The organism is Sandaracinobacteroides saxicola, from assembly GCF_014117445.1.
Classification (GTDB): Bacteria; Pseudomonadota; Alphaproteobacteria; order Sphingomonadales; family Sphingomonadaceae; genus Sandaracinobacteroides_A; species Sandaracinobacteroides_A saxicola.
In genome coordinates, this window is sequence record NZ_CP059851.1 from 2,255,901 (window position 1) to 2,273,786 (window position 17,886).

Annotated in this window: 23 protein-coding genes; 10 read left to right on the forward strand and 13 right to left on the reverse strand. The window is 69.4% G+C overall.

The window, feature by feature from the left end; translation table 11 throughout:
• Positions 1-22: 22 nt before the first annotated feature.
• Genes H3309_RS11320 through H3309_RS11330 form a run of 3 tightly spaced genes read left to right on the forward strand, consistent with a single transcriptional unit; the run spans position 23 to position 2,945 of the window.
• Entirely contained in the window at positions 23-1,102 is a 1,080-nt protein-coding gene (locus tag H3309_RS11320) for a type III polyketide synthase (protein ID WP_182294813.1), read from the forward strand.
• Complete coding sequence (locus H3309_RS11325) at positions 1,099-1,809, forward strand: methyltransferase domain-containing protein (RefSeq protein ID WP_243453704.1); 711 nt, start codon at positions 1,099-1,101, stop codon at positions 1,807-1,809. Before H3309_RS11320 ends, H3309_RS11325 begins: the two co-directional genes overlap by 4 nt.
• Entirely contained in the window at positions 1,806-2,945 is a 1,140-nt protein-coding gene (locus H3309_RS11330; protein ID WP_182294814.1) for an NAD(P)/FAD-dependent oxidoreductase, read from the forward strand. Before H3309_RS11325 ends, H3309_RS11330 begins: the two co-directional genes overlap by 4 nt.
• A gap of 21 nt (positions 2,946-2,966) precedes the next feature.
• On the opposite strand, the gene H3309_RS11335 is transcribed toward H3309_RS11330, so the two are convergent.
• The 4 genes from H3309_RS11335 to modA form a co-directional block, all read right to left on the reverse strand.
• Positions 2,967-3,239, reverse strand: coding sequence for an SWIB/MDM2 domain-containing protein (locus tag H3309_RS11335; RefSeq protein WP_182294815.1), 273 nt, complete (start codon positions 3,237-3,239; stop codon positions 2,967-2,969).
• Between the two features lie 81 nt (positions 3,240-3,320).
• A complete protein-coding gene (locus tag H3309_RS11340; RefSeq protein ID WP_317983320.1) occupies positions 3,321-3,962 on the reverse strand; it encodes an ATP-binding cassette domain-containing protein in 642 nt (213 codons plus the stop codon).
• Positions 3,926-4,603, reverse strand: a complete 678-nt coding sequence (gene modB, locus H3309_RS11345; protein ID WP_182294816.1) for a molybdate ABC transporter permease subunit — start codon at positions 4,601-4,603, stop codon at positions 3,926-3,928. The genes H3309_RS11340 and modB overlap by 37 nt, the downstream gene beginning before the upstream one ends.
• Complete coding sequence (gene modA, locus H3309_RS11350; protein WP_182294817.1) at positions 4,600-5,349, reverse strand: molybdate ABC transporter substrate-binding protein; 750 nt, start codon at positions 5,347-5,349, stop codon at positions 4,600-4,602. The genes modB and modA overlap by 4 nt, the downstream gene beginning before the upstream one ends.
• A 153-nt stretch (positions 5,350-5,502) precedes the next feature.
• Here modA and H3309_RS11355 point away from each other — a divergent pair, with 153 nt between their 5' ends.
• Positions 5,503-6,099 carry a glutathione S-transferase family protein gene (locus tag H3309_RS11355; RefSeq protein ID WP_182294818.1) on the forward strand — a complete coding sequence of 199 codons (597 nt, stop codon included), beginning with the start codon at positions 5,503-5,505 and terminating at the stop codon, positions 6,097-6,099.
• On the opposite strand, the gene gpmA is transcribed toward H3309_RS11355, so the two are convergent.
• From gpmA to H3309_RS11380, 5 genes are all read right to left on the reverse strand, one after another.
• Positions 6,066-6,767, reverse strand: a complete 702-nt coding sequence (gene gpmA / locus H3309_RS11360) for a 2,3-diphosphoglycerate-dependent phosphoglycerate mutase (RefSeq protein ID WP_182294819.1) — start codon at positions 6,765-6,767, stop codon at positions 6,066-6,068. The genes H3309_RS11355 and gpmA overlap by 34 nt on opposite strands.
• A gap of 1 nt (position 6,768) precedes the next feature.
• The gene (locus tag H3309_RS11365) at positions 6,769-7,224 is read right to left on the reverse strand and encodes a GNAT family N-acetyltransferase (protein WP_182298702.1); all 456 of its coding nucleotides are present in this window, start codon (positions 7,222-7,224) and stop codon (positions 6,769-6,771) included.
• Positions 7,224-8,354: a M14 family metallopeptidase gene (locus H3309_RS11370; protein ID WP_182294820.1), complete on the reverse strand. Its 1,131-nt coding sequence runs from the start codon at positions 8,352-8,354 to the stop codon at positions 7,224-7,226. Before H3309_RS11370 ends, H3309_RS11365 begins: the two co-directional genes overlap by 1 nt.
• 39 nt (positions 8,355-8,393) lie before the next feature.
• Positions 8,394-8,978 (reverse strand): DUF4136 domain-containing protein, encoded by a 585-nt coding sequence (locus tag H3309_RS11375; protein ID WP_182294821.1) that lies wholly within the window; start codon positions 8,976-8,978, stop codon positions 8,394-8,396.
• 131 nt (positions 8,979-9,109) lie between these two features.
• Entirely contained in the window at positions 9,110-9,541 is a 432-nt protein-coding gene (locus tag H3309_RS11380) for a hypothetical protein (RefSeq protein WP_182294822.1), read from the reverse strand.
• 141 nt (positions 9,542-9,682) lie between these two features.
• Between H3309_RS11380 and ykgO the strand changes: the two genes are divergently transcribed.
• Positions 9,683-9,808: a type B 50S ribosomal protein L36 gene (gene ykgO, locus H3309_RS11385; RefSeq protein WP_004210176.1), complete on the forward strand. Its 126-nt coding sequence runs from the start codon at positions 9,683-9,685 to the stop codon at positions 9,806-9,808.
• 154 nt (positions 9,809-9,962) lie between these two features.
• Positions 9,963-10,571, forward strand: coding sequence for an HAD family hydrolase (locus tag H3309_RS11390; RefSeq protein WP_182294823.1), 609 nt, complete (start codon positions 9,963-9,965; stop codon positions 10,569-10,571).
• A 12-nt stretch (positions 10,572-10,583) separates the two neighbouring features.
• Here H3309_RS11390 and H3309_RS11395 read toward each other — a convergent pair whose 3' ends face one another.
• Positions 10,584-10,949 carry a YciI family protein gene (locus tag H3309_RS11395; protein ID WP_182294824.1) on the reverse strand — a complete coding sequence of 122 codons (366 nt, stop codon included), beginning with the start codon at positions 10,947-10,949 and terminating at the stop codon, positions 10,584-10,586.
• Positions 10,950-11,001: 52 nt separating this feature from the next.
• Here H3309_RS11395 and rpmB point away from each other — a divergent pair, with 52 nt between their 5' ends.
• Complete coding sequence (gene rpmB, locus H3309_RS11400; protein WP_182298704.1) at positions 11,002-11,292, forward strand: 50S ribosomal protein L28; 291 nt, start codon at positions 11,002-11,004, stop codon at positions 11,290-11,292.
• 14 nt (positions 11,293-11,306) lie between these two features.
• Positions 11,307-11,906: a GNAT family N-acetyltransferase gene (locus tag H3309_RS11405; RefSeq protein WP_182294825.1), complete on the forward strand. Its 600-nt coding sequence runs from the start codon at positions 11,307-11,309 to the stop codon at positions 11,904-11,906.
• Positions 11,907-12,042: 136 nt separating this feature from the next.
• Here H3309_RS11405 and H3309_RS11410 read toward each other — a convergent pair whose 3' ends face one another.
• Complete coding sequence (locus tag H3309_RS11410; RefSeq protein ID WP_182294826.1) at positions 12,043-13,077, reverse strand: esterase-like activity of phytase family protein; 1,035 nt, start codon at positions 13,075-13,077, stop codon at positions 12,043-12,045.
• Positions 13,078-13,112: 35 nt separating this feature from the next.
• On the opposite strand from H3309_RS11410, the gene recQ reads away from it, so the two are divergent.
• Both recQ and H3309_RS11420 read left to right on the forward strand, forming a co-directional pair.
• Positions 13,113-14,909 (forward strand): DNA helicase RecQ, encoded by a 1,797-nt coding sequence (recQ, locus tag H3309_RS11415; protein ID WP_182294827.1) that lies wholly within the window; start codon positions 13,113-13,115, stop codon positions 14,907-14,909.
• 88 nt (positions 14,910-14,997) lie between these two features.
• A complete protein-coding gene (locus H3309_RS11420) occupies positions 14,998-15,606 on the forward strand; it encodes a glycine zipper 2TM domain-containing protein (protein WP_243453705.1) in 609 nt (202 codons plus the stop codon).
• A 211-nt stretch (positions 15,607-15,817) separates the two neighbouring features.
• On the opposite strand, the gene H3309_RS11425 is transcribed toward H3309_RS11420, so the two are convergent.
• Complete coding sequence (locus H3309_RS11425) at positions 15,818-17,050, reverse strand: RsmB/NOP family class I SAM-dependent RNA methyltransferase (protein WP_182298708.1); 1,233 nt, start codon at positions 17,048-17,050, stop codon at positions 15,818-15,820.
• A complete protein-coding gene (locus tag H3309_RS11430) occupies positions 17,043-17,879 on the reverse strand; it encodes an SDR family NAD(P)-dependent oxidoreductase (RefSeq protein WP_182294828.1) in 837 nt (278 codons plus the stop codon). Before H3309_RS11430 ends, H3309_RS11425 begins: the two co-directional genes overlap by 8 nt.
• Between the last annotated feature and the right edge of the window lie 7 nt (positions 17,880-17,886).

The following is a 17,886-nucleotide window of genomic DNA, read 5'->3' on the forward strand; positions in this document are numbered from 1 at the left end:
GTGTGGGGAGCCAGGAGAACGCATGACTGTCGCCCATCTCAACGCCGTCGCCACCGCCAACCCGCCGCACGATGTCCACCGCGCCTTCGAAACCTTCGTCGAAGGCCTGCTGAACGAACGGCGGGACAAGGCGCTGTTCCGCCGCATGGCCGGCCGGTCGGGCATCGAGCATCGTTACAGCTTCTTCGAGCCGGTCTATGACCCCAACGGCTTCGTCGCCGACCGCGAGGGCTTCTACACGCCCGGCGCCTTCCCCCCCACCTCCAAACGCATGGCGCGCTACGCCGCCACCGCGCCCGGCCTCGCCGCCGACGCCATCGCCAAACTGGATCTCGACCCCGAAAGCATCACCCATCTGGTGGTCGCCAGCTGCACCGGCTTCATGGCTCCCGGCCTCGACCAGGTCATCGTCGAGAAAACCGGCATGAACCCCGGCGTCGAGCGCAGCGTGCTCGGCTTCATGGGCTGCTACGCTGCGGTGAACAGCCTGCGCACCGCCCATCACATCGTCCGCTCCACGCCCGACGCGCGCGTGCTCGTCGTCAACCTCGAACTGTGCAGCCTGCATTTCCAGGACGTGCCCGACCTCGAACGGCTGCTGTCGATGCTGCTGTTCGGCGACGGTGCCACCGCCGCGCTCGTCACCGCCGACGCCAGCGGCCTCGCGCTCACCGATTTCCGTGCCGTGGCACTCCCCGACAGCGCCGGCCTCATCACCTGGGACGTCGGCGACAGCGGTTTCGACATGCATCTGTCGGGCGAGGTGCCGCAGCGCATCCAGAAGGCGATGGCCGCCGAACTCGCCCGCAACGACGATGGCGGCATCCTGCGCGGCCAGCGGCCCGAGGATTATCCGATCTGGGCGGTGCATGCCGGCGGCCGCGCCATCCTCGACGCGGTCGAAACCGGCCTCGGCCTGGGCGCCACCGCGCTGCAACGCTCCCGCGACGTGCTGCGCGAATTCGGCAACATGAGCAGCGCGACGCTGATGTTCGTGCTTGCCCGCATCCTCGCCAGCCGGCCGGCGTCCGACCAGGCCGGCCTCGGCATGGCATTCGGCCCCGGGCTCGCGGCGGAAAGCTTCCGCTTCCGCACCGTGTGAGCCGGCCCGATTTCACCGCCCGCGCCACCGAGGCGGAGTGGATGGACACGCATGACGTGTCCGAGGCCGACTTCGCCGCCTGCCTGCGCGACCTGGAGGCGGTGAACGCCCTCACCTTCGCCGCCCCGCCCACCCTCGGCTTCCTGTCCCGCGCCACCGCCGGCTGGGAACCCGGCCGGCCTCTGCGCGTCCTCGATTGCGGCAGCGGCCAGGGCGGCATGCTCCGCCGCATCCACCGCTGGGCGACCGCGAAAGGCTTCGTGCCCGATCTCGTGGGGGTCGACCTCAACCCCCGCAGCCGCGCCGCGGCCCTCGCCGCCACGCCGGCGGACATGGCCATCGAATGGCGCACCACCGACATCTTCGACGTTCAGGCCGACGACGGCTTCGATGTCATCATCAGCGCGCTGTTCGCCCACCATCTCGACGATGCCGACCTGCCCCGCTTCCTGCGCTGGATGGAGGCGACCGCCGCGCGGGGCTGGTTCATCAACGACCTGCACCGCCACTGGTTCGCCTGGGGCGGCTTCACGCTGCTCTCCCAGGCGATGCGCTGGCACCGCTTCGTCCGCCACGACGGCCCGCTCAGCGTCCGCCGCGCCTTCGTTTCCGCCGACTGGCGGCGACTGCTCGCCGAGGCCGGCATCGCCGACGCAACGCTGCGCTGGCACCCGCTGTTCCGCCTCTGCGTCAGCCGCCTGAAATGAACGGGACGCTGATCATCGGCGGCGGCCTCGCCGGCGCCGCCAGCGCCGCCTTGCTGGCGAAGGCCGGCCAACGCGTCACGCTCTGGGAACGCGAACGCCACCCCCACCACAAGGTCTGCGGCGAGTTCCTGAGCGGCGAGGCGGTCGCCTGGCTGCGCACCCTCGACATCGACGTCACCGCGCTGGGCGCCTCGCACCTCACCCATGTGCGCGTCACCAGCGGCAGCCGCGCCGTCGCCGCGAAACTGCCCTTCGCCGCCGCCGGCCTCTCCCGCCGTGTCCTGGACGAAGCCCTGCTCGACCGCGCCGCCGCGCTGGGTGCGGAGGTGGAACGCGGCGTCACCGCGCGCGAGATCGCCGGCGACAGCGTGCAGTCCAGCCATGGCAGCGTGGCGCCCGCCCGCATCCTGCTGGCCACCGGCAAGCATGAACTGCGCGGCGCCCGCCGCGATTCCGCCGGCACCCTGAACGGCCTGGTCGGCTTCAAGACCCACCTGCGCCTGCTGCCCGGCCAGCGCGCCGCGCTCGCCGGCCATGTCGAACTCCACCTCTTCCCGGGCGGCTATGCCGGCCTTCAGATGGTGGAGCGCGACGCCGCCAACCTGTGCCTGCTGCTCTCGCCGGAAAGGCTCGCCGCCAGCGGGGGCAGCCTCGATGGCGTGATCGACGGCTTCGTCGCCGACGCCCCGCTGCTCGCCGCCCGGCTCCATGGCGCGACTGCCCTGTTCGACCGCCCGCTCGCCATCTCCGGCGTGCCCTATGGCTTTCTGCACCGCGCCGCGCCCGGCGAAACCCTGTTCCGCCTGGGCGACCAGGCCGCCGTCATCCCCAGCTTCTGCGGCGATGGCATGGCGATCGCGCTGCACAGCGCCCGGCTGGCGGCGAACGCGTTGCTGCTCGGCCAGCCACCGGCTGCCTATCATGATCAGGTTGAACGCGACGTCGGCCGCCCGGTGCGGCTTGCCGCGCGGGCGCAGCGGCTGGTCGGCACCGGCGGCAGCGGCCACCCCCGCCTGCTGTCGCTCGCGGCCCTCTGGCCCGGGTCGCTGGCGCTCGCCGCCCGCCTCACCCGCGTCCCCGGCTCCGCGCTCCGCCGTGCCGGGCTGGTACAGGACACCCGGCCACCCCCTCGGTGACCGGGCATCCCGCCTCGATTTTTACTTCAGATGCTTGGCCAGATACTTGTTCATTTCGAACATCGTCACCTTGTCCTTGCCGTCGAAGATCGGCTTCAGCTTGCCATCCGCCACGATGACGCGCTTGTCCTTGTCATCCTGCAGTTTGTGCGCCTTGATATAATCCCATACCTTCGACACCACCTGGCCACGCGGCAGCTTGTCGGCCCCCACGATCGCCGCCAGGTCCTTCGACGGGGTCAGCGGCGTTTGCAGTGCATTGGGCTTCTTTTCGGCGGTTTTGCTGTCGGCCATCGGCGTTCGCTCCTCTTATTTTTACATTTGTTGCACTTCGGTGAAGCGCTGAAATGGTTCTTCCCCAAAAAGCCAGGCCCGTCAAATGTTCATGTCGATGATCCGCGCATTTAACGCGGTCAGTTCGCGCAAATCATGGCTAACATACAGGATCGGTACCCGCGCCGCTGCCGCCAGCCCGCGGATCAGCTCCAGGATGCCGTCCGCCCGCGCCCGGTCCAGATGCGCCAGCGGCTCATCCAGCAGCAGCAGGCGCGGCTTGCTGAGCAGCGCCCGCCCGATCGCCACCCGCCGCGTCTCCCCGCCGGACAGGTGCCGCGGCCAGCGGTCGAGCAGCCCCGCGATCCCCAGTTCCGCCGCCAGCGCCGGCATCTCCGCCGGCACCCGCGCGCCATAGAGCAGGTTGCGCCGCACGCTCAGGTGCGGGAACAGCCGCGCGTCCTGGAACACAGTGCCGATGCGCCGCGCCTCCGGTTGCAGGTTCACCCCCGCTGCACTGTCGAACAGCGTCTCGCCATCCACCACGATCCGGCCGGCGTCCGGCCGCCGCAGCCCGGCGATCATGTCCAGCGTGCTGGTCTTGCCGCAGCCGGATGCCCCGAACAGCGCCGTCACCGCCGCGTCGCTCTCGAACGCCAGCGCGAACGCCCGCTCCCCCAGCCGCGCCTCCACCGCCACCGAAAGGCTCATGCCCGATACCGCCGCGCCCGCCGCGCCAGCCATTCGGACAGCAGCAGCGCCGCCACCGCCAGCGCCACCGCCATCAACGAAAGCCGCGCCGCCACCCCCTCCTGCCCCGGCACCTGCAAGGCCGCATAGATGGCCAGCGGCAGCGTCTGCGTCTCGCCCGGAATGCTGGACACGAAGGTAATGGTCGCGCCGAACTCCCCCAGCGCCTTGGCAAAGCCCAGCACCGCGCCCGCCAGCACGCCCGGCACCGCCAGCGGCAGCGTAATGCTCATGAACGCCCGCCGGCGCGACGCCCCCAAGGTTCGCGCCGCCGCCGGCAGCCGCGGGTCCACCGCCTCCAGCGCCTGCCGGATGGGCCGCACCAGCAGCGGCAGCGACATCAGCGCCGCCGCGATCGCCGCGCCCTGCCAGCTGAACAGCACCGACACGCCCAGCGCCGCCAGCGCCTGCCCCAGCACGCCGTCGCGGCCGAAGGCGATCAGCAGCAGGTAGCCCGTCACCACCGGCGGCAGCACCAGCGGCAAATGCACCGCGCTGTCCAGCAGCGCCCGCCCCGGCCAGGCCGGCTTCGCCAGCGCCCAGGCGAGCGCCAGCGCCAGCGGCAGGCTGAACAGCGTCGCCACCAGCGCCACCTTCAACGACAGCAGGATGATGAGCGTCTCGGCCTCGCTCACCGCGCCATCCCGAACCCCCGCGCCACGAACAGCCGCCGCGCCGCCGGCCCCCGCAGGAAGGCCAGGAACGCCCGCGCCTCCGCGCTGTCCCCCCCCTTCACCACCGCCACCGGATAGACGATCGGCGGATGGCTGACCGCCGGAAACACGCCCGCCACCCGCACCTTCGCGCTCGCCTTGGCATCGGTCGCATACACGATGCCCGCCACGGCATCGCCGCGCTCCACGAACGCCAATGCAGAGCGCACATTTTCCGCCCGCGCCAGTGTCGGCTCGGCCGCCGCCCACACGCCCAGGTTGCTCAGCGCCGCCCGGGCATAGCGCCCCACCGGCACGCTCGCCGGATCGCCCGTCACCCAGCGCGCCCGGCCCACCAGCGCCGCAAAGGCGAAATTGTTGCCGATCACCACCTTTCGCCTGTCCGCCGCCGGCACCACCAGCACCAGCCGGTTGGTCAGAAGGTCGGCCCGCGTTCCCGCCACCAGCAGCCCGGCCCTGTCCAGCACATCCATCCACTGCTCATCCGCCGACAGGAACAGGTTCGCCGGCGCCCCCGCCTGCACCTGCCGCGCCAGCGCGGAGGACGCACCGAGCACCGGCACCGGCCGTTCATGCCCCGCCTTCGCCCAGGCATCGGCCAGGTCATTCACCACCTCGGTCAGGCTGGACGCCGCATAGATGTTGAGCGGCGCCGCCATCAGCGGCGCCGACAGCAGGCCCAGCAGCAACAGCAGCAGCCGCATCATCCACGCATCCCATACCGCACCATGCGCCTTCTTTAGCGCCGCCGCGCGCCCCCGCACAATCGGTCACGTTCGGCGCACCCCTTCGCCCGGTCCGCTTGACAGGCACGAAACCAGGGTCGATGTTCCCGCTATGTTCATTCCTGGAGATGCCTCATGAGCCTCACCTTATACACCAACCCGAAATCACGCGGCCGCACCGTCCGCTTCATGCTGGAGGAGCTGGGCGTGCCCTATGACACGGTCGTGCTGGACTATGGCACCAGCATGAAGGCGCCCGACTATCTCGCCATCAACCCGATGGGCAAGGTGCCGGCCATCCGCCACGGCGACCAGATCGTCACCGAATCCGCGGCGTGCTGCGCCTATCTCGCCGATGCCTTCCCGGAAAAGGGTCTGGCGCCCCCGCCGGCCCGGCGCGGCTCCTACTATCGCTGGCTGTTCTTCGGCGCCGGCCCGGTCGAATCGGCGATCATGGATCGCTACCGCAGAATCGAAAATGATGCCGAGGCGCAGGTCATGGCCGGCTATGGCAGCTTCGATGCCATGGTCGCGGCGCTCGATGTCGCCGTGCGCGCCAACCCCTGGCTCGCCGGCGAGGACTTCAGCGCCGCGGACGTCTATGCCGGATCGCAGATCGACTGGCCGATGCAGTTCGGCATGCTTCAGGGCACGCCCGCGCTCAACGCCTATGTCGAGCGCCTGCGCGACCGCCCCGCCTACAGGCGCGCCAAATCGCTCGACGACGGATAATAGCGTTCCACCAGCTGCAAATCGGCGTCCAACTCATAGACCAGCGGCGCCCCTGTCGGGATCTCCTCGTGCAGGATGTCGGCGTCGCTGATGCCGGACAGATGCTTCACCAGCGCCCGCAGCGAATTGCCGTGCGCCGCCACCAGCACCCGCTGCCCGCGCCGCAGTTCCGGCGCGATCGCGGTTTCGAAATAGGGCAGCACGCGCGCGATCGTATCCTTCAGACTTTCCGCCACCGGCACCTCGATGCCGGCATAGCGCCGGTCGGCGGAGAGGTCATAGGCGCTCCCCGCCTCCATCGGCGGTGGCGGCACGTCGAAACTGCGCCGCCATATCAGCACCTGTTCCTCGCCGTGCAGCGCCGCCGTCTCGGCCTTGTTCAGGCCCGTCAGCCCGCCATAATGCCGCTCGTTCAGCCGCCAGTCCTTGGTCATCGGCAGCCACAGCCGACCCATCGCCTCCAGCACGATGTTCGCCGTCTTGATGGCGCGCATCTGCACGCTGGTGAACACCTGGTCGAAATCAAAGCCTTTTGCCGCCAGCAGCTCGCCCGCCGCCCGCGCCTCGGCGGCGCCCTTTTCGGTCACATCCACATCCCACCAGCCGGTGAAACGGTTCTCCAGGTTCCAGGCGGATTGCCCGTGGCGGATCAGCACCAGCGTCGGCATGTCAAAGCTCCATCGTATAGCATATGTTATGCGGGCTGTCGGGATAATCCCCGAACGGCGCGCAGGGCACAAACCCGAACCGCGCGTACAAGGCCCGCGCCGCGGCATAATCGTCGGACGTCCCCGTCTCCAGGCTCAACCGCGTCCAGCCCCGCGCGCGCGCCACTGCGACCAGGTGCGCCAGCAGCGCCGCCGCCACGCCCCGCCGCTGGAAGTCCGCCGCGGTGCGCATGGACTTCACCTCGCCATGCCCGTCGCCCAGATCCTTCAACGCCGCCATCCCGGCCAGCTCCCCGCCGATCCATGCCGACCAGAAGGTCATGTCCGGCGCCCGCAGCGACGCCAGGTCGAGCGCGAAGCTGAACCCCTCCGGCGTCACCGCCCGCGCCTCCGTGACATGCGCGGTGATCAGCTTGGCGATGGCGTCGCCGGACAGGTCATCCTCGACGATGCGCATCACAGCCCGTCGATGATCAGCGCCAGCGCCCGCAGGCAATCGCGCGCCAGCGCCGCGCTGCGTTCGGGCGACCAGCCGTGCACCGCGTCGGGCATCTCCTTCGCATCCTTGAACGGCATCTCCAGCGTGCCGGCCACCGCGCCGAACCGATGCGCCACCGCATTGGTGCTCATCGTCAGGTTCGCCTTCCCCGCGCCCGCCGGCGGATAGCCCACCCGCGTCTGGAAATCCGGCGACAACCGCGCCAGTTCCGCCTTGTACCGGTTCAACAGCGCCAGCTGCTTCTCGGTGATCCCGGGAATCCCCTCGAACCCGGCGATGAAATTGTGCGGCAGCGCCTCGTCGCCATGCACGTCCAGCGCGAAATCCACGCCCGTCGCATCCATCGCATCGCGCACGCACAACACCTCGGGCGAGCGCTCCGCGCTCGGGTTTGCCCATTCGCGATTCAAATTCGCCCCCGCCGCATTGGTCCTGAGATACCCCCGGCGGGAGCCATCCGGGTTCATGTTCGGCACGATGTGGAACGTCGCCTTCGCCCGCAGCGCCCGCGCGACGGAATCGGCGGCGTCGGTCAGCAGGGCAAGCGCGCCCTCCATCCACCATTCCGCCATCGTCTCGCCCGGATGCTGCCGGGCATAGAGCCACACCTGTTTCGGCCCGTCGCCCAGGGTCAGGCAATCCATCGCCTGCCCGTCCAGGCTCTGCCCCAGCACGCGCAGGGTCACGCCCGGCATCGCCGCCATGCGCGCCACCAGGTCATGATGCCGCTCCATGCTGTAGGGCGCGAAATAGGCCACCCACAGCGCGCCCGTCTGCAGCGGCGCCACGATCGTCAGCGTGCCTTCGTCGACAGCCTTATCGAAAGTCGTCTCCGCCTGCGTCCAATGCACCCGGTCGCCGCTCACCCGCGCGCGATAGCCCGGCCAGCCCAGCGGATAGGCGGACGCGTTCAACCCCGTGATTCGCAGCGTCGCCACCGTCCCCGGCTTGGCCGTCACGCGGAAATGGAACCACTGGAAGAATTCGCCGCCGGCATCGCGACGGATGCCCAGCGTCGCCCCATCACCCTCGATGCCGCGCACCTCGATATTGCCCGAATCAAAGGCGCTGTGGATCGCGATCGTCATGCCGCCCGCGTTAGCAGCGCCGGCCGCCGTCCCGAAAGCCTATTTCAGCTTCACCCGCACCGTCTTGCCTGATTCGCCGGGAAAACCCTGCAACAGCGCGCCGGCCAGCGCCTCCACCACCGGCGCCTTCAACACCCCATCCTCGACCGTGGTCGCCCGGCCTTCCCACACCACGCTCTGGTCGCTCTTTCGCTTCATCTGCAACGCCAGCATCGTCGTGCGCACCTGCGTCGGCGTCGATTGCCCCACCGGCACATTGACGCTGCCGCCGATCCCCACGCCCCCGCCGAAGGTGCCGCCGCCGATGCCAATGCGGAACGGCGACGGCTTCGGCACGCCCGCCTGCACGCTCTGCGTCACCGTCATGGTGGCGATCACCTCCGCGCTCTCCGGCGGCGCACTGCGATAGCCCGCCGCCTCCAGGCCCCGCGCCACCGCGGCCGCCTGCCCGCGAAACTCCAGGCTGTCCGTCACGCGCGGATCGGCGCTCACCACCGCCACGGTGGAGCGCGGCGGCGGCGGCGCCAGGTGGAAGCGCGTCACATCCGCCTGCAACCCCGGCTGCGCGCAGGCCGCCAGCAACAGCGGCACCAACCCCAGCCCCAGCTTCGCCCCATGCCGCATCACCCTTCTCCCGCTTCTCCAGCGCAATCTACGCCCTAACCGATACGCCCCACAAGCCAGCCGGTTGCGGCCGTCACAATCGTTGATGCCGAACTACGGGAAACACATTCGAAGCCACTACATCCATTTTGTCATTCAGTTTTTGACCTGCGCCTCATGCGCATAACGCACCATGCTACCAATGCAGCCCCATGCACAAGCGACGTCAAAAGCAGAACTGCAAATGCGGGCAATAGCGCATAGCCTTCAATGCTATCACCATCCGGTACGCCAGCAGCAAAAAACAGAATTGATGCCCCGACGTGATAAATCATAAACGCACATGGAAAAAATAATACATGCAAAATCCAATGAAATCTGCTGTCATCTATCAATTTCCAGATTATTATAGACAACATTATTGGAAAAAGTGCCGAAATGATCCACCCAATAGCTTTAAGATCGGAAGATTTTGAACCGATTCTTTCGAAGAATATAACATTCGGATTGATCGCGTCTTGCAGAAAAGTTAGCAAAACATATGCGATTGCCGCGACATAAACCAATTTCAAGATGCGGGTCATCCCATAACATCGCTCTAAAAATGTGGGTTAGCAAGGGGACTAACTCGCTTCGGAAGCGACGTCGCTCACCCCGCGGTTGACTCCGCCCCCCATCCCCCTTATGCGACCGCGCTTTCCAAGACCACCTGCAGGGCCCGACCAATGAAGATCCGCAACAGCCTGAAGTCGCTCAAGGGGCGGCATCGCGACAACCGCGTCATTCGCCGCCGCGGCCGCACCTACGTCATCAACAAGACCAACCGCCGCTTCAAGGCCCGCCAGGGCTGAGCGTGTCTGCAAATCGTCCAAGGCGGGCTGCAAACGTCGATTCCCTGCGCTTCGGTGCTCACGTGCCTTCACGCACGCTGCGCTCCGATGCTCGACAATCACCGTTTTCGCCACGCCCTGAACGATTTTCAGACACGCTCATCTGATCCAGGGCATGACGATACGTGCCGCGGTCTTCGACGTCGGCCATGTCCTCTATGACTGGGACCCGCGCTACCTCTACGCCAAGCTCATCCCCGATCCGGCGCGGCTGGACTGGTTTCTCAGCCACGTCGTCACCCACGCCTGGCATTTCCAGCATGACGCCGGCCGCGCCTTTGCCGACACCAGCGCCGAGCTGATCGCGCAATATCCAGCCGAACGCGCGCTCATCGAACTCTACGCCCCGCGCTGGCTGGAAACCGTCGGCGACCCCGTCCCCGGCATGGCGGCCATCGTCGCCGCGCTGCACGCCCGCGGCGTGCCGCTCTACGCCATCACCAACTTCTCCGCCGAGTTCTGGTCCCTGTTCCGCCCCACCGCCCCCGTTTTCGACGCCTTCACCGACATCATCGTCTCCGGCGCCGAAAGGTTGGTGAAACCCGATCCAGCCATCTATGCACTGGCAAAACGCCGTTTCACCCTTGATACAGGCGAGGCCATCTTCATCGATGACCGGCCGGACAATGTCGCCGCCGCCGAAGCCGCCGGCTGGATCGGCCACCAGTTCACCGACGCCGCCAGCCTGAAACGCCGGCTCACGCACCTGAAACTACTCGGGTAGCACCTGCCAAACTTAGTTTTCGGGCAGTACCTGCCGCCAGGCGGTCACCGCCACGCTCGCGAACAGCCCGACCTCGGCATAGGGGTCCTTCGCCGCGAACGCCACCGCCGCCTTGCGATCGGGAAAGTTCATCAGCAGCATCGAGCCGATGGGCGCCCCGGCATCATCCAGCAGCGGCCCCGCCACCACCACCTTCTCGACGGCCGCCTTCAGATAGCGCAGATGCTCCGGGCGCGTCGCCGCCCGCAATTCCGCGGACAGCGGCTTGTCGATGCAGTGGATCGCAAAGGTCGGCACCGCCAAGGCTTTGGCACTTTCCCCCAGGCCGGTCCATAGGCTTTCCGCCGTCGCAGCCACCTTGACGCCCGCCGCCGTCATCGCTATGCGCCGCCCTTCGATTTCCCCATTCAGCAAACCCAAGGATCACATGATGTCGCGCGTCTGCGAACTCACCGCCAAAGGTCGGCAGGTCGGCCACAATGTCAGCCACGCCAACAACAAGACCAAGCGCACCTTCCTGCCCAACCTGCAACCGGTCACGCTGATGTCGGATGCGCTCGGCCGCTCGATCCGCCTCCGCGTTTCCACCCACGGCCTGCGCTCGGTCGAGCATGTCGGCGGCCTCGACAACTGGCTGCTGAAGACCAGCGAAGCTGACCTCAGCCTGAAGGCCCGCCGGCTGAAGCGCGAAGTCGCCAAGAAAGTCGCACCGGCCGCCTGACGCGCGCCGGGGCCATGCACCGCCCGCCCGCACGGATCGCAACCGATACCGACCGGGCCGCCGCCCTCGCCCTGCTCACCGCCGCGTTCCAAAGCGACCCGGCGATGACCTACATCTGGCCGGACGCCGCCAGCCGCGCCCGCCGCCTGCCCGCCCTGTTCGCCGCCATCTGGGATGACGACCATGCCCAGGGCGGCACGGCCTTCGTCACCGCCGGCGGCGAGGCCGCCACCCTCTGGCTGCCACCCGGCCACCAGCCCCTGTCCCTCGCCGCCGTGCTGCCGCGGCTCCCCCTCTTCATCCGCCTGCTCGGCGGCGGTTTCTTCCGCGCGCTCGCCAACACCCAGGCGATGGAACGCCACCGTCCCCGCTACCCGCACCATTACCTGCACTTCGCCGGCTGCCACCCCACGCACCAGGGCAAAGGCCACGGCGGCCGCGCCATCCGCGCCGGCCTCGCCCGCGCCGACGCCGACGGTCTCCCCGCCTACCTCGAAACCGCCACCCCCACCAACGTCCCGCTCTACGAATCGCTCGGCTTCCGCACCCTGCACCAATGGACCGTCGGCCAAACCCTCCCTTTCTGGGGCATGCAACGCCCTGCGAGTCCCTAAGGCGCATCGTATGAGCGAAGGTAATGCGCCTGATTAGAGGCAGCGGCGCAATACACCCCTCCTGCCCGGCGTAGCCGAGAGCGGGAGGGGCGACTCGCGCGATAGCGCGGCGGGGGTGGGTGCAAACCGCGCCCTTTCACTCTCCCACCAGCTCGAACTTCAGCAACAACGTCCGCTGCACGGACCGGAAATTGTCATCCGACATCAGATAGAGGAACATCCGCCCCCCCTCCCGACGCAGCGCCATCCCCTCCATATTGTCCACGCTCAGCGGCGGCGCGATCGTCGCCAGCACCTCCGGCCGCACCAGCGTTTCCGTCGCGCTGCCGTCCAGCTGGCCGGCAATGTCCGCCACGGCAATCGCCGCCGCCGCGCCCGTCAACGGCGAGAATTTCCGGTGCAGCACCAGCGCCTTCGTGCCCACCATCACCATGTCGGTGGGATCGAACCCGCTCGGCGGCAGCCAGCTGAAGCGCCGCTCCACCTTGCCGTCGCGCCAGATCAGCGCATCGCGTCCGCCATCCGGCCCCGCCGCCTCTTCCGAAAGCGCCAGCATCCGCCCATCGCCCAGCCGCGTGAACGCCTCCGCGCCGCCATTGCGGGGCCAGGCGCCGCTCGCCGGAATCGCCTCCACCGCCCGCGCCCGCGCCGCCAGCGTCTCCGGCGCGCACGCATCGATCCCGTCATAACGCTGGATGCGATGGGTCTGCTCGAACGCCACGTCCGCCTCACCGCCGCTCAGCGAGACCGCCTCGGCATCCCCCGCCTCCTTGGTGGGCGGCGGCGCGCCATCCGCCCCCAGCACCGGCGCCAGCCAGGCCCGCCCCACGCCGGTCAATCGCCCCTTGCCTTCCACCGGCTCGAACGCCATCCAGTTGCCGGTATCGCTCACCGCCAGCAGCCGGCCGCACCGCCCCTCCCAGGCCAGCGCAGACCAGCCGCCGAACCGCCGCTCGTCGGACCGCAGCACCAGCCCGCCCATGAAGCGCAACCGCCCCACCCGGTCCGCCGCCGCATCCTCCGGGTTCATCGCCAGCGCTTCGGCCCGCACCGCAATCTCGCTCACCTCCCCCGCCGCGGAGGGCGCGCCGGCCGCGAACAGCGCCACCGCGCCCCCGAACGCCACCGCCAGCAGCATCTTCACCGTCTCGAAAAACATGGGGGCGGCCATAGCAGGGCGCGCGCCGCCCCGCTATCACCCGCAACGTGTTTCCCCCGCCACCCCCCGCCGCCCGCGACTGCCTCACCCGCATCTTCGGCTTTGCCGATTTCCGCCCCTCCCAGGGTGCAATCGTCGGCGCGCTCTGCGCCGGGCAGGATGTCGCCGCCATCATGCCGACGGGCGCCGGCAAATCGCTCTGCTACCAGATCCCCGCCCTGGTCCGCCCCGGCACCGCCCTCGTCATCTCGCCGCTCATTGCCCTCATGCAGGACCAGGTGCGCGCCTTGACCGGCTTCGGCGTCCGCGCCGCCAGCCTCACCAGCGCCGACCCGGCAGACGCGCAGGCCCGCACCCGCGCGGCGCTCGAACGCGGCGCGCTCGACCTGCTGTACGTCTCCCCCGAACGGCTCGCCACGCCGGCCTTCCAGTCGCTCCTCGCCACCACGCGAATCGCGCTGGTGGCGGTGGACGAGGCACATTGCGTCTCCGAATGGGGCCATGATTTCCGCCCCGAATACCGCCTCATCCGCGGCGTCCTCGATTCGCTGCCGAACGTCCCGCGCATCGCGCTCACCGCCACCGCCGACGCCAACACCCGCGCCGACATCTGCGCCAACCTGGGCATCGATCCCGCGAACATGCTGGTCGCCGGCTTCGACCGGCCCAACATCACCTACCGGGTCGAACCCCGCCGCAACCCCCGCGCCCAGATCACCGCCTTGTTGCAGAAACACCCGCAGGCGTCCGCGATCATCTATTGCCGCAGCCGCGCCCAGGTGGACCAGATCGCCGACGCGCTCGCCGCCGCCGGCTTCCCGGCGCTGCCCTACCACGCCGGGCTGGACGCCCCCACCCGCAGCGCCAACCAGGCGCGCTGGGCCGCCGAACCCGGCCAGATCATGGTCGCCACCGTCGCCTTCGGCATGGGCGTGGACAAGCCAGACGTCCGCCTCGTCATCCACCTCGGCCTGCCCAAAAGCATCGAGGGCTATTATCAGGAAACCGGCCGCGCCGGGCGGGACGGCGACCCCGCCACCGCGGTCACCCTGCACGGCAGCAGCGACATCAGCCGCAACCGGCAATGGCTGGACGAGATCGAGGACCCCGCCCGCCGCGCCATCGAGGCCGAGCGCCTGGCCGCGCTGCTGCGCTTCGTCGAGGCCACCGGCTGCCGCCGCGTCCCCCTCCTCGCGCATTTCGGCGATTCGCCGGCGCCGTCCTGCCGCGCCTGCGACAATTGCCTGTCACCGCCGCGCCTCAGCGACCTCACCGAACCGGCGCGCAAGCTGCTCTCCGCCGTCTATCGCACCGGGCAGCGCTTCGGCATCGCCCACCTCACCGACGTGCTGCGCGGCCAGGCCACGCCGCGTGTCAACGATCTCGGCCACGACCGGCTGCCGCTGTTCGGCATCGGCGCCGACCTGCCCAAGACCGCCTGGGCCGCCCTTGCCCGCACGCTGGAGGCCGAGGAAGCGCTGCTGCGCGATGCCGACCATCACGGCCTCCGCCTCGGCCCCGCCGCGCGCGCCATCCTGAAGGGCGAACGCAGCGTGCGCGTCGCCGACAGCGCGCTGGCGCCCAGGGCGAAACGCGAACGCCGCCGTGATCGCGGCACCCCCGCCGACAGTTCCGACCCCCGGTTTGAGCGCCTGCGCGCGCTGCGCCGCGAGCTTGCGGTCGCCGCCGGCGTGCCCCCCTACGTCATCTTCCACGACAGCGTGCTGCACGCGATCGTCGCCGCCAACCCGCGCAACCTCGCCGACCTCGCCACCATCCCCGGCGTCGGCGAAGCCAAGCGCGAGCGCTACGGCGCCGCCTTCCTCGCCGCCCTCGGCCGATGAAGGTCACATGAAGGAAAGTTTAAGGAACGCTTCAATCAGGCGCACGTAATTCCCGTCTCACACCAGCAGATGGTGGATTCGAAGGAGCATGATGATGCAGAAAGCCATGATCACCGCCGCCGCTGCCCTGCTGGCCGCCCCGGCGCTGGCCAGCCCGCCGGACTGGGCGCCCGCGCACGGCTGGCGCGGCGACCGCGTCCAGTATCAGGACTGGCGCGACCCCGATTTCCGCGACGGTTATCGCAACGGCTATTGGCAGGGCGTGCGCAAGGACGACCGCGACGACTGGCGCGATGAACGCCGCGCCTACCGCGAGGGTGTGCGCGACGGCCGCCGCTATGAAAAGCGCCATGACGACTGGCGCGACGACCGCCGCGACTGGCGCCAGCATTATCGCGGCGATCGCTATTATTACACCCAGGCCTACAACAACGGCTGGCGCTACCAGAATGACCGCTGGTATCGCGGCGACCCGCGTTACAGCCGCAACGTCGGCTACTGGCGTGGTGACGACGGCCGCTATTATTGCCGTCGCAGCGACGGTACCACCGGCCTCTTGGTCGGCGCGCTGGCCGGCGGCACCCTCGGCAACCTCGTCGCCGGCCGCGGCGACAAGCTGCTCGGCAGCGTGCTCGGCGGCGGCATCGGCGCCATCATCGGCAGCGAAATCGACAAAGGTAGTGTTCGCTGCCGCTGAAGCGGCAAGGGCAGCGTCCGCTGCCGCTGATCGAGTGCATGGGATAGAAGCGAAGCCCCTCCCCCGCTTGCGGGGGAGGTGTCAGCAAAGCTGACGGAGGGGGACATCCCTGCACACGCCCCACAAAACCCCCTCCCCCCACGTGAGCGCAGCGAACGTAGAGTGGGGGGGACGGGGTGGGGGTCGTGCCGCAAAGACCAAATCACGTGCGTCACCCCCTCCGCCACCGCGCCATGAAAAACCCGTCCGCGCCACCCTCCACCATCCCCGGCAGCACCCGCACCGTGCCATCCGCCGCGGGCGTCACCCAATCCGGCAGCTCCGCTGTCAGCAGCGGCTCAGCCACCACCCCGGGCGGCGGTGCATGCTCCTCTCCCTCCGCCCGCTCCAGCGAGCACACCGCATAGACCATTCGCCCCCCCGGCTTCAGCCATGCCGCCGCCCGGGCCCGCAACGCCGCCTGCACCACCAGCAGCGCGCCCAGATCCTCCATCGCCTTCAGGTGCAGCAGGTCGGGATGCCGCCGGAACACGCCGCTTGCCGAACAGGGCGCGTCCAGCAGCACCGCATCGAACGCCTGCCCCGGTTCCCACTCCAGCGCATCGGCCACCACGATCTCCGCGCGCAGGTCCGTGCGCGCCAGGTTCGCCTCGATCCGCGCCACCCGCCGCGCCTCCTTCTCCAGCGCCACCACATGCGCCCCGCGCGCCGCCAGCTGCATCGTCTTGCCCCCCGGCGCCGCGCACAGGTCCAGCACGCGCATCCCCGCCACATCGCCCAACAGCGTCACCGGCAGCTGCGCCGCCACATCCTGCACCCACCAGTCGCCGCTGGCATAGCCGGGAATCGCCTCTACGCCATGGGTCCCCGCCAGCCGAAGATGCCCCGGCAGCAAGGACACCCCCTCCAGCCCGTCAGTCGCCCGCTGCACCGCCACATCCAGCGGCGGCACCTCGGCGAGCGCCGCGCTCGCCGCCGCCACCATGTCCTCGCCCCACTGCGCCCGCCACCGCGCCGCCCACGCCGGCGGCAGCGTCGGCACCGGCGGCAATGCCGCGCGCCGCTTGAACAGCGTCGAGAGCACCCCGTGCGCCAGCCGCCGCGGGCCGCCCGCCAACAGCGGCAGCGCGGTCGCGATCACCGCATGCGGCGGCGTCCCCAGCCGCAGCGCCCCCACCAGCGCCACCCGCAGCACCTGCCGCACGCGCACGTCGGGCGCCAGCACCTCGGCCGTCGTGCTGTCGATCAGCGCGTCCAGATCCACCAGCCAGCGCAGCGCCTGCCCCACCAGGGCGTGCGCCAGCGCCCGGTCATTGCCCTGCGGCAATCCCCCCAGCGCGCCGCCCAGCACCGCGTCCAGCGGCTTCCCCAGCACGGTCACCGCGTGCAGCAGCTGCACCGCCGCCCGCCGCGCCGGCGTGCCCGCGGGATCGCCCTCAGCGATTGCCGCCGCCCAGGAACAGGCCGATCCGCTTCATGTAGCTGACCGGGAACAGCCGCGTGATCACATCGATGAACCGCGCATCCGGTCCGATCAGCACCCGATGCCGTCGCTTTTCCATGCCCGAGATGATCACCTCCGCGGCTTCCTCCGGCGTCGTCCGCGCCGCCTTCTCGAACTCGGCGGCACTGTCGATGGCGTTCGGCGTCCCCGGCATGTGCGCGATCTGCTTGGCGTTCCGCGCCACATTGGTCTTGATGCCGCCCGGGTGCACGCGGATCACCGTCACGTTCGGATCGGTGACCTTCAGCTCCTCATGCATCGCCTCAGTGAGCCCGCGCACCGCGAACTTGCTGGCGTTGTAGGCCGATTGCGTCGGATAGGCCATCATCCCGAACACGCTGGAAATATTGACGATCCACCCCGACCCCTGCGCCGCCGCGCGGGCGCGGACATGCGGCAGCGCCAGCCGGCAGCCTTCCACCACCGCATCGAAATTCACCGCCATCACCCGGTCGAAATCCTCGCGCGGGCAGTCGGCGAACGGCGCCACCACGCTCAGCCCGGCATTGTTGATGATGCCGTCCAGCCCGCCGAAGGACGTGACCGCCCCCTCCACCCAGCGCCGCAACGCCGCATGGTCGGTCACATCGAACGCGGCGCTCGAAACGGGATAATTGCCCAGCAGCCGCACCGTCTCGGCCAGGCCATCGGCGTCCTTGTCGGCGAGCGCAACGCTGGCCCCGCGCCGCGCCAGTCCCAGCGCCAGCGCCCGGCCGATGCCGCTCCCCGCGCCGGTCACCGCGATCACCTTCCCCTGCAAAGACGCCATCCACCCC